The sequence below is a fragment of the Pseudomonas frederiksbergensis genome, from assembly GCF_017114915.1.
Classification (GTDB): domain Bacteria; phylum Pseudomonadota; class Gammaproteobacteria; order Pseudomonadales; family Pseudomonadaceae; genus Aquipseudomonas; species Aquipseudomonas frederiksbergensis_I.
The window spans coordinates 14,853-30,228 of sequence record NZ_JAAUOE010000020.1 but is presented as its reverse complement, the minus strand read 5'-3'; the positions used below and the strand labels follow the sequence as shown (position 1 = coordinate 30,228).

Here is a 15,376-nt window from a genome sequence, read left to right as displayed (position 1 = left end):
TCCTCGCTATTTTTTGTGGTGCGAATACTGGGTGGTCGACACATCGCGTTACACCGGGTTGTGCGTTGCACAACAGGTGGGTCGAAGGGGCGTCCCTGTTCCATTTCGCGGGTTGTTATTAGTTCGGGTTTCGCATGGGTTTGGGTCTCGTTATCGACGACCGCTCACGCGAAGAGGGCCGGCACTATACATAGGAGCGCGCCGTCCGTCTGCACGGTTGTGGTGCAAGCGACGAAACGAGGTAGCTGCAAGATCAAAAAAATCGCAGCCTTCGAAAGCTTCTACAGGTACATCAAACCCGGTAGGAGCTGCCGAAGGCTGCGATCTTGGCGGCACTGAAAACATTCAACATGTTCGGAAAATCCGCAAAAGGGTTAAAAAAAAGGGCTTGAGGGAACAAATCCCCAAGCCCTCAAAAGGTGAGAGGTGTCTAGTCCCTCGACCTGGTGAGCGTGCTCTTCAAAAGAGCCAGCGTTTGGTTAAGCCTTCAAAGGCACCAGACGCGGAGCAATCATGTTTTCCGGGCGCAGGATGTCGGCGAGCATTTCTTCGTCGAGCAAGCGTTCTTCGCGCACCAGTTCCAGCACGCCGCGGCCGCTTTCAAGGGCGACACGGGCTATGCGGGTGGCGTTTTCATAGCCGATGTACGGGTTCAGCGCGGTGACCAGGCCGATCGAGTGTTCGACCAGCTCACGGCAGCGCTCTTCGTTGGCGGTGATGCCGACGATGCAGTGCTCGCGCAGCATGTCCATGGCGCGTTGCAGCAGGCGGATCGAGTCGAAGATCTTGAAGGCGATCAGCGGCTCCATCACGTTCAGTTGCAGTTGGCCGCCTTCGGCCGCGATGGTCAGGGCCAAGTCGTTGCCGATGATCTGGAATGCCACCTGGTTCACGGCTTCAGGGATAACCGGGTTGACCTTGCCTGGCATGATCGAGCTGCCTGGCTGACGCGCTGGCAGGTTGATTTCGTTGATGCCGGTACGTGGGCCGCTGGACAGCAGGCGCAGGTCGTTGCAGATCTTCGACAGTTTGACCGCGGTGCGCTTGAGCATGCCGGAGAACAGCACGAAGGCGCCCATGTCGGAGGTGGCTTCGATCAGGTCGGCGGCTGGGACCAGCGGTTGACCGCTGATCAGGGCCAGACGCTGAACGGCCAGGGCTTGGTAGCGCGGGTCGGCGTTGATGCCGGTGCCGATCGCGGTGCCGCCCAGGTTCACTTCAGTCAGCAACTCGGGTGCCAGGGATTTCAGACGCGCCAGGTCTTCGCTCAGGGTGGTGGCGAAGGCGCGGAATTCTTGCCCCAGGGTCATCGGCACGGCGTCTTGCAGCTGGGTACGACCCATCTTCAGAACGTGGCTGAATTCTTCACCTTTGGCGGAGAACGACTGGATCAGGCTGTCGAGGCTGGCCAGCAACGCGTCGTGACCCAGCAGCAGACCCAGACGGATCGCGGTTGGATAGGCGTCGTTGGTCGACTGCGCCATGTTCACGTCGTTGTTCGGGTGCAGGTACTGGTATTCGCCCTTGCTGTGGCCCATGGCCTCCAGCGCGATGTTGGCGATGACTTCGTTGGCATTCATGTTGGTCGAAGTGCCAGCGCCGCCTTGAATCATGTCCACCACGAACTCTTCGTGGAAATCGCCGCGGATCAATCGGGCACAGGCTTCGCTGATGGCAGCGTGCTTGGCTTCGCTCAGGTGACCCAGCTCGCGGTTGGCGTCAGCGGCGGCCTGTTTGACCATCGCCAGGCCAACAACCAGTTTCGGGTAATGCGAAATCGGAACGCCGGAGAGACGGAAGTTATTCACCGCTCGCAGGGTCTGGATGCCGTAATACGCTTGAGCAGGTACTTCGAGTACGCCAAGCAGGTCTTTTTCTGTGCGGAAAGATGCAGCGGAGGACATGATAGAAATCATCTCGATAGGGACCCGGTCTGTGCCGGAACACTGCAAATGCTAGGCTTGTGAAGAATTTTGGGCCAATGCTGTTAAACACTGGCCTATGCATATTCGGCATAATGCCCGTGTGACGCCGCGTGCGCGGCGAACGTGTGACCTAAATTGGTGCATGTCCGGGAGGGCGTGATGAATCTGGAAAGCAAATGGCTTGAGGACTTTAGTGCTCTGGCCGCCACCCGCAGCTTCTCCCAAGCGGCCGAAAGACGCTTCGTGACCCAGCCTGCCTTCAGCCGGCGGATCCGCAGCCTTGAAGCCGCGCTGGGGCTGACCCTGGTCAACCGTTCTCGCACACCGGTCGAGTTGACGGCGGCGGGGCAGCTGTTTCTCGTCACCGCACGGACCGTGGTCGAACAGCTGGGTGAAGTGCTGCGCCACCTTCATCACCTGGAAGGCGGGCAGGGCGAAGTAATACAAGTCGCCGCCGCCCACTCCCTGGCGCTGGGCTTTTTTCCGCGCTGGATCGCACAATTGCGCAACGAAGGACTGAACATCGCCACGCGGCTGGTGGCCACTAACGTTGGCGATGCGGTGCATGCGCTGCGTGAAGGCGGCTGCGATCTGATGCTGGCGTTCTATGATCCGGACTCGGCGATGCAAATGGATCCGGAGATTTTCCCGTCACTGCATCTGGGGGACACCGAAATGCTCCCGGTCTGCGCCGCGGACGCTGACGGCAAGCCGTTGTTCGACCTGGAAGGCGAGACCAGCGTGCCTTTGCTGGCCTACAGCGCCGGGGCATTTCTCGGGCGGTCGGTGAATGGTTTGCTGCGTCAGCGTGCCTTGCGTTTCACCACGATCTACGAAACCGCCATGGCCGACAGCCTGAAAAGCATGGCTCTTGAAGGTCTCGGCATCGCCTGGGTGCCGCAGTTGAGCGTGCGTGCCGAGCTTGCCCGGGGCGAACTGGTGATTTGCGGCGGCCCGCAATGGCATGTGCCGCTGGAAATTCGTCTGTATCGCTGCGCGCTGGTGCGCAAGGCGAATGTGCGGTTGCTCTGGCGCAAACTGGAAGGCGGCGCAGCCCAAGGCACAACCGGATCCTGAATCCAATGAAGAACCTTGTGGGAACGGGTTTGCCCACTCCCACAGGTTTTTGTGTGGTTCGTTGGCTGACCCTGAAGTCAATAAAACCGGCACTTTGCGCCGTATGACAGATGGTCGTATAGGGGGCTGTTTATCTGCTTCATTGAGGTATACTGCGCGGCCTTCGGCCGGTTTGACTGGCCATAATTCGTACAATCAAGCCACGCATTTTGCGTGGCTTGTTGTTTTTTGACGCGCCTGCGGGCGCCCAGAGAGAAGAGGCACGACGATGAGTGCACTGGTTGGCGTGATCATGGGCTCCAAGTCCGATTGGTCCACCCTTAGCCACACCGCCGATATGCTGGAAAAGCTCGGCATCCCTTACGAGGTGAAAGTGGTCTCTGCCCACCGCACCCCGGACCTGCTGTTCCAGTACGCCGAAGAGGCTGAGGCGCGCGGCATCGAGGTGATCATCGCCGGTGCCGGTGGCGCGGCCCACCTGCCAGGCATGTGTGCGGCCAAGACCCACCTGCCGGTGCTGGGCGTGCCGGTGCAGTCGTCGATGCTCTCGGGCGTCGATTCGCTGCTCTCTATCGTGCAGATGCCCGCGGGCATTCCGGTCGCCACCCTGGCCATCGGCAAGGCCGGTGCGATCAACGCAGCCCTGCTCTCGGCGAGCATCCTGGGCGCCAAGCATCCGCAATTTCATACCGTGTTGAAGAAATTCCGCGCTGAGCAGACAGACAGCGTCCTGGACAATCCAGACCCACGCATCGCCTGAGGTTGTTGACGATGAAAATCGGTGTAATCGGTGGCGGCCAGTTGGGTCGCATGTTGGCGCTGGCGGGCACTCCGCTGGGCATGAATTTCGCTTTCCTCGACCCTGCGCCGGACGCCTGTGCCGCTGCGCTGGGTGAACATCTGCGGGCCGATTACGGCGATCAGGATCACCTGCGTCAGCTGGCCGATGAAGTCGATCTGGTGACCTTCGAATTCGAAAGCGTCCCGGCCGAAACCGTGGCCTTCCTGTCGCAATTCGTCCCGGTGTACCCGAGTGCCGAAGCCCTGCGCATCGCTCGCGATCGCTGGTTCGAGAAGAGCCTGTTCAAGGACCTGGGGATTCCGACTCCCGCGTTCGCCGACATCCAGTCCCAAGCCGATCTGGAGGCCGCCGTGGCGTCCATCGGTTTGCCGGCCGTGCTGAAAACCCGCACCCTGGGTTACGACGGCAAGGGCCAGAAAGTCCTGCGCAAGCCTGAAGATGTGGCCGGTACCTTCGCCGAGCTGGGTAGTGTCGCTTGCCTGCTGGAAGGCTTCGTGCCGTTCACCGGCGAAGTTTCGCTGATCGCCGTGCGTGCTCGCGATGGCGAAACCAAGTTCTATCCGCTGGTGCACAACACCCATGACAGCGGCATCCTCAAACTGTCCGTGGCCAGCACCGACCACCCGCTGCAAGCGTTGGCTGAAGATTATTCCAGCCGGGTGCTCAAGCAGCTGGAGTATGTCGGCGTGATGGCGTTCGAGTTCTTCGAAGTCGACGGTGGCCTCAAAGCCAACGAAATCGCCCCGCGCGTGCACAACTCCGGGCACTGGACCACCGAAGGCGCCGAGTGCAGCCAGTTCGAAAACCACCTGCGGGCTGTCGCCGGTCTGCCGCTGGGTTCGACGGCCAAGGTCGGCGAAAGCGCAATGCTCAACTTCATTGGTGTCGTGCCGCCAGTAGAGAAAGTGATCGCGATTGCCGACTGCCACCTGCACCACTACGGCAAGGCTTTCAAGGTCGGTCGCAAGGTCGGTCACGCCAATCTGCGTTGTGCAGACCGTGAGACGTTGGCCGCGCAGATCCTCAAGGTCGAAGCGCTCATCGCCGAATAGTTTCATGTGGCAGCGGCGGAACCTTCAGTGGCCGCCGTTCTCTGATGGCTGGATGCCAAAGTCTGTCTAGGCTATAGCCAACTAAATCAGAGGGAAATGCCATGGGAATTATCGGAACCATCTTTATCGGCTTGATCGTCGGCCTGCTGGCCCGGTTTCTGAAACCGGGCGATGACAGCATGGGCTGGATCATGACCATCCTGCTCGGTATCGGCGGTTCGCTGGCGGCCACCTATGGCGGTCAGGCATTACACATTTATGAGCCTGGTCAAACGGCGAATTTCTTAGGTGCACTAGTGGGCGCCATCGTCCTGCTGGTGATCTACGGCCTGATCAAAAAAAAGAACTGATTGAAGCGACAAAGCCCGCTCTGCGCCAACACCGGAGAGGGCTAGAATGCCCGGCGTCATACCGTCCTTTCCTTTGCCGAGCACCTTCATGCGCCGTCTTCTGTTGACTCTTCTCTTCCTGGGCAGTGGCTTGGCCCATGCCGGCGAACTGCCGGAAACCGACTGGCTCGAACTGATGCCCAAGTCGGACCAGAAAGCCCTCGAGGCCATGCCCGAAATCGATCACAACTCCCCGGAAGCCAGCGGCACCTTTACCCAAAAGGGTGGCATGAAGCAGAGCAAGGGCTTGCCGGCGGTGATGTATTCGACCAAGACCGTGCCGTCGATGAACGACAAGCACATCCGCATCGGCGGTTACCCGGTGCCGCTGGAATCCGACGCCAAGGGCCGCAGCACGTTGTTCTTCCTCGTGCCGTACCCGGGCGCCTGCATCCACGTGCCGCCACCACCGCCTAACCAATTGGTGCTGGTGCGTTATCCCAAAGGCTTGAAATTGAATGACATCTACACGCCGCTGTGGGTGACCGGCACGTTGAAGATCGAGAAGGTCAACAATGACTTGGCTGATGCGGCGTATGCGCTGGATGCGGCGCAGGTGCGGGTGGTTAAAGAGTCGGATTTGTAAGCACGGTTACCGTAAAAAAATTCCCAGCCTTCGGCAGCTCTTACATAGATCGGTGAGCTGCCGAAGGCTGCAATCTTTTGATCTTAAAGTGGCTTGCTGGCGATGCTCACGCCCAGGGTATGACTCGCCCCCGGCGCCAGCGTCACCACATCATCCATCACATTCGCCGTTTCAATGCACAGCATGCGCTGCCAGCCATCGTCGGCCATGTCGCTGAACGCGGCGGCGCGGTCGATCCACGGGTTCCAGATCACCGCCGAACGTGAACCGCTGGCGGTCAGTTCGATGCGTCGTTCCCAGTGCGGGTCAACGATGCTCAGCTTTGGCGGAGTATTCAGATAGATGCGGTCGGTTTCGCCGATAAAACGCAGATCACCGGTCTGGGTGACGGTTTTCCAGTCCTCCAGCGTCTCGATGTAATTCAAGCCATCCAGCCCTTCGACATGCACGTTGCGCACATCGCTGACCGCGAAATAGCTGTGCAGTGCCTGGCTGATCGTTACTTGCTCGGCGCCCTTGTTCTGGCTCGTCAGGTTGATGTGCAGCTGCTCATCCAGACGAATGCCCAGCTTCAAGTCCACCTGATGCGGCCAGCCCGGCAGGCCGCCTTCGAGGTAGGGCAGGACGAATTCAACCTTCAGGCTTTCGCCCTCGACTTCGATGCCAGCCAATTCCCAGTCCATCGCCCGCACCAGCCCGTGAGCGGGCGGCGGCTCCTGGCTGACGCGCATGGCCTGGACACTCTGCGGGTTGCGCGACAGATTGCCGAACCACGGCCAGCACACCGGCACGCCGGCACGAATAGCTTTGTCGGTCTTGAACACCGCCTCGTCGTTCAGCCAGATCAACGGCGGTTGGCCGGTCAGTTGATAACTGAGGATGTGCGCGCCTTGCTGGGCCACCAGCAATTCGGCCTGACCATGGCGGATGCGCCAGCAGTTCAGTTCATCCAGTTTCACGGCTTCAACGTTGGGCGTGCTCATGGGGCGACTCTCAATCAGGAACAGGACTGCAATGGACCGCAAAATGGTCGCCGGGTTTAACGCGCTCTGGGCGGAACCGAACGAGTGCGGCCGCTGCCGTCGATGGCGACGAACACAAAGACGGCTTCGGTCACTTTGCGCCACTCGCTGGACAGTGGATCGTCGCTCCAGACCTCGACCATCATCTGGATCGAGCTGCGACCGATTTCCAGGGCCTGGGTATAGAAGGAGAGCTGAGCGCCCACCGCCACCGGCACCAGAAACGCCATGCGATCGATCGCCACGGTGGCCACGCGCCCACCGGCAACCTTGCTGGCCATGGCGGTGCCGGCCAAATCCATCTGCGACACCAGCCAACCGCCGAAAATATCGCCAAAGCCATTGGTTTCACGCGGAAGCGCGGTAATTTGCAGGGCCAGGTCGCCTTGCGGGATTGGATCTTCTTGTTCGAGCTCTATCATGCCGGGGGTGCCTCTGACCCGTGACTCTTCGTAGGTGTAGCGGGTGGATAGCCGTCTCGGAAAAACGATTCATCCCCGAACATACTACGTTCGTCACGTTTTTCGTAAGGCGCCTAAAGGGAAACTCTGCGAAATCGGCTGACGGGTGCCAACGACGGTTTCGCACAGCAACCCCTTACAAGCCGTTGCAATATTGCGAGTATATCGGTCGGTAGACTCCGAGACGACCGCCCGGTTCTCATTTCGACCGTCAAATACGCGCCTCTATGTGCTTTTTCGAACAATTTGCTATCGTGCCGAACCTGCCCAAGCCTCCGCCAGCGTTGTTGAGGTTGCAGATCCGACTATAAGAGAAGCCCTTGCCATGACCACAGCGCCCTCGAGCATCGCGCAGCCAGCCCAACCCGCACGTCCGCTGACCCGTAACGACTACAAGACCTTGTCGCTGTCTGCCTTGGGCGGCGCGCTGGAGTTTTACGACTTCATCATCTTTGTGTTCTTCGCCACCGTGGTCGGCAAACTGTTCTTCCCCGCCGACATGCCCGAGTGGCTGCGCCTGATGCAGACATTCGGCATCTTCGCCGCCGGCTATCTGGCGCGGCCGCTGGGCGGCATCGTCATGGCGCACTTCGGTGACCTGCTGGGACGCAAGAAGATGTTCACCCTGAGCATTTTCATGATGGCGGTGCCGACCCTGATCATGGGCCTGCTGCCGACTTATGCGCAGATAGGTATGTGGGCGCCGATCCTGTTGCTGCTGATGCGGGTGATCCAGGGGGCGGCGATTGGTGGTGAAGTACCGGGGGCGTGGGTATTCGTTTCCGAACACGTGCCGCAGCGGCACATCGGTTATGCCTGCGGCACGCTGACCAGCGGTCTGACCGCCGGCATTCTGTTGGGCTCGCTGGTCGCCACCGCGATCAACAGCATCTATACGCCGGTGGAAGTGTCGGATTACGCCTGGCGGATCCCGTTCCTGCTGGGCGGTGTATTTGGCCTGTTCTCGGTCTACCTGCGCCGCTGGCTCCACGAAACCCCGGTGTTCGCCGAACTGCAATTGCGCAAGGCCTTGGCCGAGGAAGTGCCGCTGCGAGCTGTGTTGCGTGACCATCGCGGTGCAATTCTGACTTCCATGCTGCTGACCTGGCTGCTGTCCGCCGGCATCATCGTGGTCATCCTCATGACCCCGACCGTGCTGCAGACCGTCTACCACTTCCCGCCAACCACCGCGTTGCAGGCCAACAGCCTGGCCATCGTGTTCCTGAGCCTGGGCTGTGTGGCCTCCGGCGCATTGGCTGACCGCTTCGGCGCCGGTCGGGTGTTCGTGTTCGGTAGCGCTTTGTTGCTGCTGACCTCGTGGATCTTCTATCACAGCCTGTTCAATCACCCCGACTGGCTGTTCCCGATGTACGCCCTGACCGGTTTGCTGGTCGGCACCATCGGTGCGGTGCCCTACGTGATGGTCAAGGCCTTCCCGGCTGTGGTGCGCTTCAGCGGGCTGTCGTTCTCCTACAACCTGGCCTACGCCATTTTCGGCGGCCTGACCCCGATGGTCGTCACCCTGCTGCTCAAGGAAAGCCCGATGGGGCCGGCCTATTACGTGGCGATCATTTGTGGGGTCGGGATTCTGGTGGGTGGGTATCTCTGGAAGAAGGGTCGCTAAGCGGGCTTTTCGTATCGTCTGGACCGACGCCTTCGCGGGCAAGCCCGCTCCTACATAGGTTTGTGTTCATCGCAAATCCCCTGTGGGAGCGGGCTTGCTCGCGAAGAACGATAACGCGGTATTCCTTCAAAAAACCAAATACTGGCCTTTCATCCAATTGTCATATTTCAGCCATAGAGTGTTCACACGGCCTGCTGATACTTGGCCCCGACTTAACACACCTATCTGCTAGGAGTAAGGCATGAAACTGAAGCGTTTGATGGCGGCAATGACTTTTGTCGCTGCTGGCGTTGCGACTGCCAACGCGGTTGCCGCTGTTGACCCTGCTATCCCGAGCTACACCAAGACCACTGGTGTGTCGGGCAACCTGTCCAGCGTCGGCTCCGATACCCTGGCCAACCTCATGACCCTGTGGGCTGAGAACTACAAAAAAGAATACCCGAACGTAAACATCCAGATTCAGGCCGCCGGTTCTTCCACCGCGCCACCTGCGCTGACTGAAGGCACCGCTAACCTGGGCCCGATGAGCCGCAAGATGAAGGATAACGAGCTGCAAGCCTTCGAAACCAAATACGGCTACAAGCCAACCGCGATTCCGGTTGCCGTGGATGCCCTGGCTGTCTTCGTACACAAAGACAACCCGATCCAGCACCTGACCATGGAACAGGTCGACGCGATCTTCTCTTCGACGCGTCTGTGCGGCGCTAAAACCGACGTGAAAACCTGGGGCGACCTGGGTGTGACCGGCGACCTGGCCAACAAGCCAGTGCAACTGTTCGGTCGTAACTCGGTATCCGGCACCTATGGCTACTTCAAGGAAGAAGCCCTGTGCAAAGGCGACTTCAAGCCAAACGTCAACGAACAACCAGGTTCGGCTTCGGTTGTGCAGTCGATCAGCTCTTCGCTCAACGGCGTCGGTTACTCGGGCATCGGCTACAAGACCGCCAGCGTGAAAACCGTGGCCCTGGCCAAGAAAGGCAGCACCGAGTTCGTTGAAGACACCGAAGAAAACGCCCTGAACGGCAAGTATCCGCTGTCGCGTTTCCTCTACGTTTACGTCAACAAGGCCCCGAACAAGCCTCTGGCCCCGCTGGAAGCCGAGTTCGTGAAACTGGTTCTGTCCAAACAGGGCCAGGAAGTGGTCGTGAAAGACGGCTACATCCCACTGCCAGCCAAGGTTGCTGCCAAAGCACTGGCTGACCTGGGTCTGCAAGAAGGCGGCAACGTCGCAAAAAAGTAAAACCCTGAATCCGGGGTAATCCCGGATTCCAGTGTGGGAGCGGGCTTGCTCGCGAAGGGGTCATCACATTCAACATCCAAGTTGACTGACCCAGTGCTTTCGCGAGCAAGCCCGCTCCCACACACCTCGAATTTTTGCTCCGCTGCCAGTTCCCACAGGCGGCGGATTTGTTGCGTCACTGCATTGTCATCTTTCTGTCATACAGGATCGCTAGGGTGTGCGAATGAATGATCTGGCCAACTCCACCATGACTACAAATCCCCCCAAGCGAATTGACTTCAATACGCCTGAGCTGCACCGCAAGCGCCGTATTCGTGCGCTGAAAGATCGCCTGACCCGCTGGTACGTCCTCGTCGGCGGCCTCGCCGTCCTCGGCGCGATCACCCTGATCTTCTTCTTCCTCGGTTACGTTGTCGCGCCACTGTTCCAGGGCGCCGATCTGACTGCCAAAGACGCCATCACGCCCGCCTGGATGCAAGACGCCGGCAAGCCGCTGATGATCTCCCTCGAAGAACAGAACCAGGTCGCCATGCGGGTTTCCGACAAGGGCCAGGCGCTGTTCTTTGATATCGACACCGGCGCCGAACTGCGCCGCGTTGATCTGCCAATCCCGGCGGGCAGCAGCGTAACCGCTATCGGCGAAGACCAGCCAGGTCAGCCACTGGTCGCGGTGGGCTTGTCCAACGGTCAGGCTTTGGTGTTCCGTCACACCTATAAAGTCAGCTACCCGGATGGCAAGAAAACCATCTCGCCAGCCATTGAATACCCATACGGCGAAACGCCAATCGCGCTGAACGAGACCGGTGGTGCGCTGGAGCACGTCAGCCTCAACGCGACCGATTCGACCCTGCTGCTGGCCGGCTCCAGCGGTGCGCAACTGCATGTCATCTCGCTGACCAGCGAAGAAAACATGATGACCGGCGAAGTCACCAACGAGCAGAAGCGCATCGACCTGCCGCAAATGACCGAGCCGGTGAAGAACATCTTCGTCGACCCGCGTCAGCAGTGGCTGTACGTGGTCAACGGTCGTGCTCAGGCCGATGTCTTCAGCCTGCGCGACAAGAGCCTCAACGGTCGCTATAAATTGCTTGAAGACGGCAATGCCGAAGTGACCGCCAGTACCCAGTTGCTGGGCGGCATCTCGCTGATCGTCGGTGATTCCAAGGGCGGTCTGGCCCAGTGGTTCATGGCTCGCGATCAGGATGGCGAACAACGCCTCAAGCAGATCCGTACCTTCCAGATGGGCACCTCGCCGATCATCGAGATTACCGCCGAAGAGCGCCGCAAAGGCTTCGTTGCCCTCGACGCGTCCGGCAAACTCGGCGTATTCCACAGCACCGCTCACCGCACTCTGCTGGTGGACCAGGTGGTCGAGGGCCAAGGTCTTTTCGGCCTGTCGCCACGGGCCAACCGCGTGATCGTGGAGCAGGGCGGCAAGCTGCAACCGCTGCTGCTCGACAACCCGCACCCGGAAGTCTCGTGGAGCGCGTTGTGGAGCAAGGTCTGGTACGAGAACTACGACGAGCCTAAATACGTCTGGCAATCGACCGCCGCCAACACCGACTTCGAACCCAAGCTGAGCCTCTCGCCGCTGACCTTCGGTACCCTGAAAGCCGCGTTCTACGCCATGCTGCTGGCCGCGCCGCTGGCCGTCGCTGCGGCGATCTACACCGCGTACTTCATGGCCCCGGGCATGCGTCGCAAGGTCAAACCGGTGATCGAGCTGATGGAAGCGATGCCGACGGTGATCCTCGGCTTCTTCGCCGGCCTGTTCCTGGCGCCGTATGTGGAAGGGCACCTGCCGGGGATTTTCAGTCTGCTGCTGTTGATGCCGATTGGCATCCTGGTCGCCGGTTTCACCTTCAGTCGCCTGCCTGAGTCCATCCGCCTGAAAGTGCCGGACGGCTGGGAAAGCGCGATCCTGATTCCGGTGATCATGTTTGTGGGCTGGCTGTCGCTGTACATGAGCCCGTACATGGAAACCTGGTTCTTCGGCGGCGACATGCGCATGTGGATCTCCCACGACTTGGGGATCACCTATGACCAACGCAACGCCCTGGTGGTCGGCCTGGCGATGGGCTTCGCGGTCATTCCGAACATCTACTCCATCGCCGAAGACGCCGTGTTCAGCGTACCCCGTGGCCTGACCCTCGGTTCCCTGGCCCTTGGCGCCACGCCGTGGCAGACCATGACGCGCGTGGTGATCCTCACCGCCAGCCCGGGCATTTTCTCGGCGCTGATGATCGGCATGGGCCGTGCGGTCGGTGAAACCATGATCGTGCTGATGGCCACCGGTAACACCCCGGTTATGGAAATGAACCTGTTCGAAGGCCTGCGCACGTTGGCGGCCAACGTCGCGGTGGAAATGCCCGAATCGGAAGTCGGCGGCAGCCACTACCGCGTGCTGTTCCTCTCGGCGCTGGTGCTGCTGTTGTTCACCTTCATCATGAACACCCTCGCGGAACTGATTCGTCAGCGTCTGCGCAAGAAATACTCGTCGCTTTAACAAAGGTAGAAGTCTGTGAAACAGAACTCCCTGAATGGATGGTTCAAGAGCGGCGCCCCCGGCGTCTGGATCAGCGGTGGCGCGGTGTCCATTGCGGTCATCATGACCATTGGCCTGCTGGCGGTGATTGCCGTGCGCGGTCTGGGTCACTTCTGGCCGGCGGATCTGATCCACGCCAGTTACGACGTACCGGGCCAGGCCAATCACCTGGTCATCGGCGAAGTGGTGCAGAAGGAAGAAGTGCCCCGCGCGCGCCTGAAAAGCGCTGGCCTGCCGGTGCCCGATCAGGGCCCGGAGTTCATGACCCGCGAGCTGATCAAGGTCGGCAACCGTGATCTGAACGGCACTGATTTCACCTGGATTGTCGGCGAGTGGCTGACCAATCAGAAGACTCCGCCAGAGCTGATGGCCATCGAGCGTCGCGAGTGGGGCAACTTCTACGGCTACCTGGTCAACGTCAAGCAGGACGGCAAGGTCATCGCTGAAGGCGAGGCCGCATGGCCTGAGTTGCAGGCCCGTGTCGAGCGCGTCAACCAGCTCGCCGCGCAGCTCAAGACCCTGGAAAAGGTCGATATCGGTGCGATCAACGCCGGTCTCGAACGTATTCGTCTGCACGGTCGCAAACTGGAGCTGGACGGCCGTCTCGACGCTGCCGCGCAAGCGGACCTGGAGTCCGAGCGCGCCGAGCTGAACGCCCGTTACCAGGAAGTCGAAGCGCGTCTGAACGACCTGCATGCGCAGTTCAACCGCGATAGCCTGACGGCCCGCGATGCCAACGGTAAAGAGGTCGAAATCGGCATCGGCAAAGTGGTTCACGCCTACCAGCCCAATGGCATGGGCACGTTCACCAAGATCGGCTTCTACTTCAGCAAGGTCTGGGAATTCCTCAGTGATGACCCGCGTGAAGCCAACACCGAAGGCGGGATCTTCCCGGCGATTTTCGGCACCGTGATGATGACCCTGATCATGGCGATGATCGTGACGCCGTTCGGCGTGCTGGCGGCGGTCTACCTGCGTGAATATGCGCGACAGAACACCATGACGCGCTTGATCCGCATCGCGGTGAACAACCTGGCGGGTGTGCCGGCGATTGTTTACGGCGTGTTCGGCCTGGGCTTCTTCGTCTATGTGCTGGGTGGCTCGCTCGACCGGCTATTCTTCCCTGAAGCACTACCGGCGCCGACCTTCGGTACGCCGGGCCTGCTCTGGGCGTCGCTGACCCTGGCGCTGCTGGCGGTGCCAGTGGTGATCGTGGCCACCGAAGAAGGCCTGGCGCGGATTCCTCGCACCGTGCGCGAAGGCTCGTTGGCCCTCGGCGCGACCAAGGCCGAAACCTTGTGGAAGATCGTGCTGCCGATGGCCAGCCCGGCCATGATGACCGGCATGATCCTCGCCGTGGCTCGCGCCGCCGGTGAAGTGGCGCCGCTGATGCTGGTGGGTGTGGTGAAACTGGCGCCGTCGCTGCCGGTGGATGGCAACTACCCGTACCTGCACCTGGATCAGAAGATCATGCACCTGGGCTTCCACATTTATGACGTCGGTTTCCAGAGCCCGAACGTCGAAGCCGCGCGACCGCTGGTGTACGCCACCGCATTGCTGCTGGTGCTGGTGATCGCCACGTTGAACCTGTCGGCCGTTTATATCCGTAACCACCTGCGCGAGAAGTACAAGGCGCTGGATAGTTAATCACCGCCACTCCCTGTAGGAGCCAGGCTTGCCGGCGAAGGCGATTTCAAGGACGCCTTCGCCGGCAAGCCTGGCTCCTACAGAACGGCGGCACCGCTGGCCCAGCTTGTGAGGCCAGCGGCTCACTGAACCGAATTTGTTAGCACAGGGAGCCTCCCATGCAACACGAAGCACACACTCACGGCATCAACATGTCGGCCCTGGGCCGCGACAAACAGAGCCTGAGTCTCGAGCAGGAAACCGTGGCCATCGAAGTGCCGGGCCTGAGCCTGTACTACGGCGAGAAACAAGCGCTGTTCGATGTCAGCATGAACATCCCGAAACAGCGCGTGACCGCCTTCATCGGCCCGTCCGGTTGCGGCAAGTCCACGCTGCTGCGCACTTTCAACCGCATGAACGATCTGGTGGATGGCTGCCGCGTCGACGGCGCAATCAACCTCTACGGCAACAACATCTACCGCAAGGGCGAGGACGTGGCCGAGCTGCGTCGCCGGGTCGGCATGGTGTTCCAGAAGCCTAACCCGTTCCCGAAAACCATCTACGAAAACGTGGTTTACGGTTTGCGCATCCAGGGCATCAACAAAAAGCGCGTCCTCGACGAAGCCGTCGAGTGGGCGTTGAAAGGCGCGGCGCTGTGGGATGAAGTCAAGGATCGCCTGCATGAGTCGGCACTCGGTCTGTCCGGTGGTCAGCAGCAACGTCTGGTGATTGCCCGCACCATCGCCGTGGAGCCGGAAGTACTGCTGCTCGACGAGCCGTGCTCGGCACTCGACCCGATCTCCACGCTGAAAGTCGAAGAGCTGATCTACGAACTGAAATCCAAGTTCACCATTGTGATCGTGACCCACAACATGCAACAGGCCGCGCGGGTTTCCGACTACACGGCGTTCATGTACATGGGCAAACTGGTGGAATTCGGTGACACCGATACCCTGTTCACCAATCCGGCGAAGAAGCAGACCGAAGACTACATCACCGGTCGTTACGGCTAGGAAGCTGTATTGCA

At 60.2% G+C, this 15,376-nt stretch carries 13 protein-coding genes; 10 read left to right on the top strand and 3 right to left on the bottom strand.

Features of this window, described 5'->3' with window-relative positions:
* Positions 1-479 precede the first annotated feature (479 nt).
* Positions 480-1,904: an aspartate ammonia-lyase gene (gene aspA, locus HCU66_RS15670; RefSeq protein WP_205889334.1), complete on the bottom strand. Its 1,425-nt coding sequence runs from the start codon at positions 1,902-1,904 to the stop codon at positions 480-482.
* A gap of 180 nt (positions 1,905-2,084) precedes the next feature.
* Here aspA and HCU66_RS15665 point away from each other — a divergent pair, with 180 nt between their 5' ends.
* The 5 genes from HCU66_RS15665 (at position 2,085) to HCU66_RS15645 (ending at position 5,831) form a co-directional block, all read left to right on the top strand.
* Positions 2,085-3,002 carry a LysR substrate-binding domain-containing protein gene (locus HCU66_RS15665; protein ID WP_205889333.1) on the top strand — a complete coding sequence of 306 codons (918 nt, stop codon included), beginning with the start codon at positions 2,085-2,087 and terminating at the stop codon, positions 3,000-3,002.
* 268 nt (positions 3,003-3,270) lie between these two features.
* Entirely contained in the window at positions 3,271-3,762 is a 492-nt protein-coding gene (gene purE, locus HCU66_RS15660) for a 5-(carboxyamino)imidazole ribonucleotide mutase (RefSeq protein ID WP_003196369.1), read from the top strand.
* Between the two features lie 11 nt (positions 3,763-3,773).
* The gene (locus HCU66_RS15655; protein ID WP_205889332.1) at positions 3,774-4,856 is read left to right on the top strand and encodes a 5-(carboxyamino)imidazole ribonucleotide synthase; all 1,083 of its coding nucleotides are present in this window, start codon (positions 3,774-3,776) and stop codon (positions 4,854-4,856) included.
* A 101-nt stretch (positions 4,857-4,957) separates the two neighbouring features.
* Complete coding sequence (locus HCU66_RS15650; RefSeq protein ID WP_205889331.1) at positions 4,958-5,206, top strand: GlsB/YeaQ/YmgE family stress response membrane protein; 249 nt, start codon at positions 4,958-4,960, stop codon at positions 5,204-5,206.
* Positions 5,207-5,294: 88 nt separating this feature from the next.
* The gene (locus HCU66_RS15645) at positions 5,295-5,831 is read left to right on the top strand and encodes a DUF3299 domain-containing protein (protein ID WP_205889330.1); all 537 of its coding nucleotides are present in this window, start codon (positions 5,295-5,297) and stop codon (positions 5,829-5,831) included.
* A gap of 83 nt (positions 5,832-5,914) precedes the next feature.
* Here the strand turns inward: HCU66_RS15645 and HCU66_RS15640 are convergent, their stop codons facing one another.
* Both HCU66_RS15640 and HCU66_RS15635 read right to left on the bottom strand, forming a co-directional pair.
* Positions 5,915-6,814, bottom strand: coding sequence for a D-hexose-6-phosphate mutarotase (locus HCU66_RS15640; protein ID WP_205889329.1), 900 nt, complete (start codon positions 6,812-6,814; stop codon positions 5,915-5,917).
* 56 nt (positions 6,815-6,870) lie between these two features.
* Positions 6,871-7,275 carry an acyl-CoA thioesterase gene (locus HCU66_RS15635; RefSeq protein WP_003177184.1) on the bottom strand — a complete coding sequence of 135 codons (405 nt, stop codon included), beginning with the start codon at positions 7,273-7,275 and terminating at the stop codon, positions 6,871-6,873.
* A 364-nt stretch (positions 7,276-7,639) separates the two neighbouring features.
* On the opposite strand from HCU66_RS15635, the gene HCU66_RS15630 reads away from it, so the two are divergent.
* From HCU66_RS15630 to pstB, 5 genes are all read left to right on the top strand, one after another.
* Entirely contained in the window at positions 7,640-8,938 is a 1,299-nt protein-coding gene (locus HCU66_RS15630; protein WP_205889328.1) for an MFS transporter, read from the top strand.
* A 241-nt stretch (positions 8,939-9,179) separates the two neighbouring features.
* A complete protein-coding gene (locus tag HCU66_RS15625; protein ID WP_205889327.1) occupies positions 9,180-10,178 on the top strand; it encodes a phosphate ABC transporter substrate-binding protein PstS in 999 nt (332 codons plus the stop codon).
* Positions 10,179-10,650: 472 nt separating this feature from the next.
* Positions 10,651-12,684 (top strand): ABC transporter permease subunit, encoded by a 2,034-nt coding sequence (locus HCU66_RS15620; protein ID WP_205889391.1) that lies wholly within the window; start codon positions 10,651-10,653, stop codon positions 12,682-12,684.
* Positions 12,685-12,699: 15 nt separating this feature from the next.
* Positions 12,700-14,370, top strand: a complete 1,671-nt coding sequence (pstA, locus tag HCU66_RS15615; protein WP_205889326.1) for a phosphate ABC transporter permease PstA — start codon at positions 12,700-12,702, stop codon at positions 14,368-14,370.
* A 158-nt stretch (positions 14,371-14,528) separates the two neighbouring features.
* On the top strand, positions 14,529-15,362 hold the full coding sequence (gene pstB / locus HCU66_RS15610) for a phosphate ABC transporter ATP-binding protein PstB (protein ID WP_205889325.1): 834 nt from the start codon (positions 14,529-14,531) through the stop codon (positions 15,360-15,362).
* The last annotated feature ends 14 nt before the right edge of the window (positions 15,363-15,376 follow it).

Coding starts and splice junctions, on each gene's coding strand:
- aspA (WP_205889334.1), bottom strand. CDS start 1,904: ATGTCCTCCGCTGCATCTTTCCGCACAGAAAAAGACCTGCTTGGCGTA.
- HCU66_RS15665 (WP_205889333.1), top strand. CDS start 2,085: ATGAATCTGGAAAGCAAATGGCTTGAGGACTTTAGTGCTCTGGCCGCC.
- purE (WP_003196369.1), top strand. CDS start 3,271: ATGAGTGCACTGGTTGGCGTGATCATGGGCTCCAAGTCCGATTGGTCC.
- HCU66_RS15655 (WP_205889332.1), top strand. CDS start 3,774: ATGAAAATCGGTGTAATCGGTGGCGGCCAGTTGGGTCGCATGTTGGCG.
- HCU66_RS15650 (WP_205889331.1), top strand. CDS start 4,958: ATGGGAATTATCGGAACCATCTTTATCGGCTTGATCGTCGGCCTGCTG.
- HCU66_RS15645 (WP_205889330.1), top strand. CDS start 5,295: ATGCGCCGTCTTCTGTTGACTCTTCTCTTCCTGGGCAGTGGCTTGGCC.
- HCU66_RS15640 (WP_205889329.1), bottom strand. CDS start 6,814: ATGAGCACGCCCAACGTTGAAGCCGTGAAACTGGATGAACTGAACTGC.
- HCU66_RS15635 (WP_003177184.1), bottom strand. CDS start 7,275: ATGATAGAGCTCGAACAAGAAGATCCAATCCCGCAAGGCGACCTGGCC.
- HCU66_RS15630 (WP_205889328.1), top strand. CDS start 7,640: ATGACCACAGCGCCCTCGAGCATCGCGCAGCCAGCCCAACCCGCACGT.
- HCU66_RS15625 (WP_205889327.1), top strand. CDS start 9,180: ATGAAACTGAAGCGTTTGATGGCGGCAATGACTTTTGTCGCTGCTGGC.
- HCU66_RS15620 (WP_205889391.1), top strand. CDS start 10,651: ATGCAAGACGCCGGCAAGCCGCTGATGATCTCCCTCGAAGAACAGAAC.
- pstB (WP_205889325.1), top strand. CDS start 14,529: ATGCAACACGAAGCACACACTCACGGCATCAACATGTCGGCCCTGGGC.